A 5,311-nucleotide genomic window follows, 5' to 3' on the forward strand; every position below is an offset into this window, starting at 1 on the left:
CAGATCCTGGCTAACCTCACGGGCCGGGCACCCGTTCACTAACCCGCGAGGTGTTGCACTTCGCTCTTGAAACCGCCAACTGTCGCGGTTGCCGACATTTCGGACTACATTGAAAATTTCTACAATCAGACCCGGCGGCACAGCTATCTTAGCGGCATGAGCCCTGTGCAGTACGAAGCCGCTGCAAAGTCACATTGAAACGATGTCTCCACGAAATCCTAGAACTCCACAATTATACTGACATTTTCTATCGTGTTACGCACCATCAGTTGAATTTCCAACGGATAAGCGCAATTGGCGCGGCGTCACTCCATAATATCGCTTAATTTGTGTAGTAAGATAGCTTTGACTTCCAAATCCACACTCTATAGCAATAGAAAGAATGCTTAATGATGTGTTACAAAGAAGCCATCTTGCTCGCTCAAGTCGCCTCTCTATTACATACTGCATTGGTGTACGAGAGAACTGCTCTTTGAATACGGCAATGGCCGCATATTCGCTCAGCCCGATCTGGCGGGCAAGATCGGCAAGGCCAATCGGCTTGCCAAGTGATTCATCGATGAACTGATTAATCGAATTCGCGCAAAGAGGGTCCAGAAGCTTACCAATGTCCCGACCAGCGTCAACGGAATTTGGATTTCTGCGATATGTATCACTTGGTCGCTCACCAAATCGCTGACGATATTCTCGAATAAAACGGCTTGATGGCGAAAATCCAAAAGCACGCAATGTTCCAACAAAGCTGCGACCATCGCCGGCCGCTAGTGCGCGATGCACACCGCGAAGCCGCGCCTCCATGAAAATCATTTCTGAATGATTCCCAGTTAAGCGGCGAATCCCATTCTCGAGTGCGCTCGCTGGGCAACCGAGAGCATGAGCGATTGCGCCGAGAGTTTTCCAATGTGTCGGATCCAGCTCGATCATTGCGATCGCAGATCGCACGAAGTGTTCCGCTGCATATTGGTCATTTATAATATTTTCGCTGTAGTTATTGCAATGTCTCATCGCAACGAGTTTCAGCATGTGTTCGTATAGCGCGTGTATGGCGATGTCTGGGAGCGGTGCCATGAGCATCATTCGGCGCAAGCAAACTGCCCCAACGTTCCACTGCGTCGCCACTTCAGCGGAGAGCGGCTTAAGGTCGAACCGGATCGGCTCAACGAGCGGTCGGCCAATCCAGCGGGTAACGAATTCATTCAAATCCACTGCGTCTAAGATCACGGAAAGGTGACCAAAACCTTCGGGTCTCGTGTGGCATTCCGAGGTGCCTGTCGACGAGATGGGCATTACGTCGCCGACTGTGCATTGCGCGACGATTCCCGCACTAGAATAAGTGGAACCGCCACGGGTACAGCTCAGAAACAAATAATTAGGGCGCGCTTCGTCAGAACGGAAATGAAACGGCATTTCGTAGTCGACATCATAAATACCAATTCCATGCCATTCCTGCCCACTCATGCTTACATCTCGTTTCTCGGCACGTCGCGCACGAAAGCAGTTATCGGCGTATATCCTCTCAATGAAAGCGGAAACTTCGTCTGGATCGTCACTATGAAAGTGGTGATTTCTTGCCAGTGATTCGCTCATGATGATCGTTTCCCTGGTAATAGTTTGATTAATTATTGCACATTATCCAACAATTGAAAATTCTATTTTGTGCGACTATGTGCGACATTGTAACTAGAGTTACCCCTTACCCCCGGACACCCAGACTGCGGGCGTGCGAACCGAATCAGGTCATTCTTGATTATTTCCCCGTTTCTGTCCCGCGCATGACTGCCAAAATTCGTTGTTCCAAGTTGATGTAGTTTCCACCGAAATGATGCGCGCCCTGCGTCTTGATCACGTCGGCACCCGTGTTCGCGAGCGCCGGGCACATCGTGTCCGTCTCTTCCGCGCCATAGAAGCACTGCACGAGCGCCGGCGGCACCTTCGCGATTTCCGGCGCGACCTTCAGCGCCTTGTCGCTCGCGGGCATGCCGAGCCAGCCCGTCACGCGGATCTGGAAATCCGCCGACGGCGCGAAGCCGAGCAGCGACATCACCGCGACCTTGTCGCGCAGGTCGGCGGGCAGCCGGTTGTACGCGAACGGCATCACGTCGGCACCGAACGAGTAGCCGACCAGCGCCACGCGGTTCGCATGCCAGCGCGCCGTGTACGTGCGCATCACGCGCGCCAGGTCGCGGCTCACCTGTGCGGGGGGCTTCTCGCTCCAGAAGTAGCGCAGGCTGTCGATGCCGACCACCGACACGCCGTCGCGCTGCAGCGCCTCGGCGATCGTCTTGTCGAGATCGCGCCAGCCGCCGTCGCCCGAGATCACGATCGCGAGGCGGTCGCTGCCACCCTTCGCCGGCAGCTCGACGAGCGGCAGGTCCGACACGTCGAGTTCGTCGTTGCTGCTGGTGTCGTGCAGGTGCGACGTGACGAGCGACACGAGCTTCGCGGTGTCGCCGGCCGCGGCCGTTTCGACGAAGCCCGGCATCGCGCGACGCACGATCGTCGGATCGGGCGGGCACGGCTTGAAGCGCGTATCGAGCTTCGCCGCCGGCTGAACCGACACGACGCCGGCGATCGTGTTCTCCGGCGCCATCGCCAGGATCTGCTTCGCGATCGCGCCGCCCTGGCCCACGCCCGCGACGATCGGCGTGTAGTAACGCGCCGACTGCGCCAGGCGTTCGAGCTGGTGGCTGACCGCCTCGGCGTCGCCGTCGAGGTGGTGACAGGTTTCCTGCTTCGCGGCGAGGTTCGCCGCATAGCGCGCCGAATCCACGCCGACCGTCATCGCGCCCGCTTTCGCGAGCGCGTCGGCCGCCTGCTGGTCGGCGGCACCCCAGCCGCGCTCACGCGAGAACAGCACGACGAAGCCGCGCAGCGGACCGCTCGGCTTCGTCACGGTCACGGGGCCGTAGCGGCCGCCCGACACGGTTTCCGGTTTCGCCGCCGCCGGTTGCGCCGCGAACGCGGCGCCGGCCAGCATCATTCCCGCGCAGGCGACTGCCGCCTGCGCGATACCCTTCTTCAACATCATGAGCGCCGACCTCCAGCCAGCAGGGACAGATCCGCGAGCGTGACGAACACGCCGACCGAGCCCGAGGCCGCGAGATAGCGCGGCTCCCAGTGCGGCTCGAACTTGCTCTTGAATGCACGCAAGCCACGGAAGTTGTAGAAGCGGCCGCCGAAGCGCCAGACCATCAGCCCGAACCGGTGCCACGGCGACGGCATCTTCGCCGCCCCCATCCCCGAGAACGGCGCGATACCCAGGCTCAGCTTGAGGAAACCCGCTTCCTTCAGATGCAGCGCAAGCTGCGTAAACAGATACTCCATCGCATACGGCGACGCTTCCGGCAGATGACGCATCACGCCGACCGTCGCCTCGGTGTTGAGGTCGGTCGTCATGAACGTGACGAACGCGATCGGCTTGTCGGCCTGGCGCACCAGCATCACCGACTGCGTCGCGAGATAGCCGTCGTGGAACGCGGCCACCGAGAAGCTCTTCTCGCGCGCATCGCGGCTGTCGAGCCAGCCATCCGAGATGTCGCGCAGCGCCGGCAGCGCGGCCGGCACGTCGCACGGCGCGATCACCTCGACACTCAGTGCGTCCTTGTCGCCGCGGCGCAGCGCGTAGCGCAGGTGCGAGCGGTTCGAGCCCTTCAAGTCGAACCGGTCGAGCGCGATGTGCGCTTCCTCGCCGAGCTTCATCAGCGTGAGCCCCGCGTCGAGGTACAGCGGCAGCGCGTTCGCGCGCACCTGGTAGAACGCCGCGCGGCCGCTGTGCGCGTGCGCCAGCGCAATGAACTTGCTGATCAGCGCCGGCCATTCGTCGCGCGGGCCGACCGGATCGTGCAGCGCGGCCCACGTGCGGCCGTTTTTCGCGTACATCAGGAACGCGCGGCGCGATTCGGAGAACAGGAACGACTTGTCGCCCATCAACGCGAGGCCCGCGTCGCTGCATTCCTGCGCGCGGATGATCTGCTCGGCGTCGAGCAGGTCTTGCGCGACCGGCTTCACGAAACGGCCCGGCGCGGGGCGCAGCAGTTGCCACAGCGCGAACAGCGCGACGAACACGCCGGCCGCGAGCGTGGCGCGCAGCGCGCGCGGCGCGCGTGCGTCGAACGAGAAATGCGACCACAGATCGCGCGTGTACGGCACATCGCGGAACGCGAAGAACAGCACCCACACGGCCAGCATCAGCACCATCGTCACCGACACGAACCAGTTCACCGTGAAGCGCTCGGCGAGCAGCGACGAATGGCGGTTGAAGCGGCGGCGGCTGACGAGCAGCAGCACCAGCAGCGTGCCGAGCACGCCGGCCTCGACGAACGCGAGGCCCTTCGCGAGCGACAGCGCGAGGCTCGCGAGCGTCAACGCGAAGGTCATCCACCATGCGCCGTCGAGGCGGCGCAGCAGCCCGCGTGCGACGAACAGCAGCGCGACGCCGAGCACGCTGGCGATCACCTGCGAGCCTTCGAGCACCCACAGCGGCACGAGGTGGCACCGGATCGCCATCCGGTGCCAGAACGCGGGCGTCGCGCTCGAGATCACCAGCATCCCGCCGACCGCGAACGTGACGAGACTCAGGAACACCGGCGCGAGCTGCGACACGCGCACGGCCTGCTGCGTCACAAACCGGCGCCGCAGCGCGCGCCCCTCGAAGCCGGCCAGCAGGCCGGCCGACAGCACGAGCGGCACGCCGAAGTAGATCACGCGATACGCATTCAGCACTGCCACGTACGCTGAAATGAAGCCCGGGAAGCCGACCGGCATCGCCTGCGCCACGAGGAGCGCTTCCTGAACACAAACCATGCCGACTGCGGTTGTTTGTACCAGCGCGCCACTCGTCGACACGATCCGCGCGGGCGCAATGCCTGTCCAACCTCCAAAACCGATCGCTTTATTTAGCGCCGTTCCAACGATTGTCCGGATCCGCAGCGCGACACGCGGCACCTTCGCAGCGACATAGCACCTACCGACCACATCGCGAGCGACGAGTGCTAGATACCCGAGAGCCATCGCAACCAGCGACACGCTGCACGTGATAGTCGCAAGCCGACGTATATAGCAGGTCACGAATCGAAAACCAACAGGTTCGAGCAGACGTAAAAAAAATGTCGCCAAGGCAGTCGTCACACCGATAACCAATAGCAAATAGCTCTGGACGTTATGAATTTGTTCCACACATAGCCCCCTGAGCCACCAAATAACAAACACACAAAGACACACGATATAGGGCGGCTTCAAATCTGAAGTGCAACACTTTCGTCATCCGTTAATGTCCGCGAATGGCAAAGAAAACGTACCAACAACTGCAACC

The 5,311-nt window shown here is 60.9% G+C and carries 4 protein-coding genes; 1 reads left to right on the plus strand and 3 read right to left on the minus strand.

Annotation, left to right across the window (positions count from 1 at the left end; all coding sequences use genetic code 11):
- The first annotated feature begins 66 nt into the window (after positions 1-66).
- Positions 67-198, plus strand: coding sequence for an IS3 family transposase (locus SB786_RS35300; RefSeq protein WP_410731447.1), 132 nt, complete (start codon positions 67-69; stop codon positions 196-198).
- Positions 199-255: 57 nt separating this feature from the next.
- Here the strand turns inward: SB786_RS35300 and SB786_RS35305 are convergent, their stop codons facing one another.
- The 3 genes from SB786_RS35305 to mprF all read right to left on the minus strand — a co-directional run bounded on the left by SB786_RS35305 (position 256) and on the right by mprF (position 5,199).
- Positions 256-1,587, minus strand: a complete 1,332-nt coding sequence (locus SB786_RS35305; protein ID WP_410731448.1) for an AraC family transcriptional regulator — start codon at positions 1,585-1,587, stop codon at positions 256-258.
- Between the two features lie 160 nt (positions 1,588-1,747).
- The gene (locus tag SB786_RS35310; protein WP_410731450.1) at positions 1,748-3,028 is read right to left on the minus strand and encodes a virulence factor family protein; all 1,281 of its coding nucleotides are present in this window, start codon (positions 3,026-3,028) and stop codon (positions 1,748-1,750) included.
- Positions 3,025-5,199: a bifunctional lysylphosphatidylglycerol flippase/synthetase MprF gene (mprF, locus tag SB786_RS35315; RefSeq protein WP_410731451.1), complete on the minus strand. Its 2,175-nt coding sequence runs from the start codon at positions 5,197-5,199 to the stop codon at positions 3,025-3,027. Before mprF ends, SB786_RS35310 begins: the two co-directional genes overlap by 4 nt.
- Between the last annotated feature and the right edge of the window lie 112 nt (positions 5,200-5,311).

This window comes from Burkholderia sp. SIMBA_062, assembly GCF_046534765.1.
Lineage (GTDB): Bacteria > Pseudomonadota > Gammaproteobacteria > Burkholderiales > Burkholderiaceae > Burkholderia > Burkholderia ambifaria.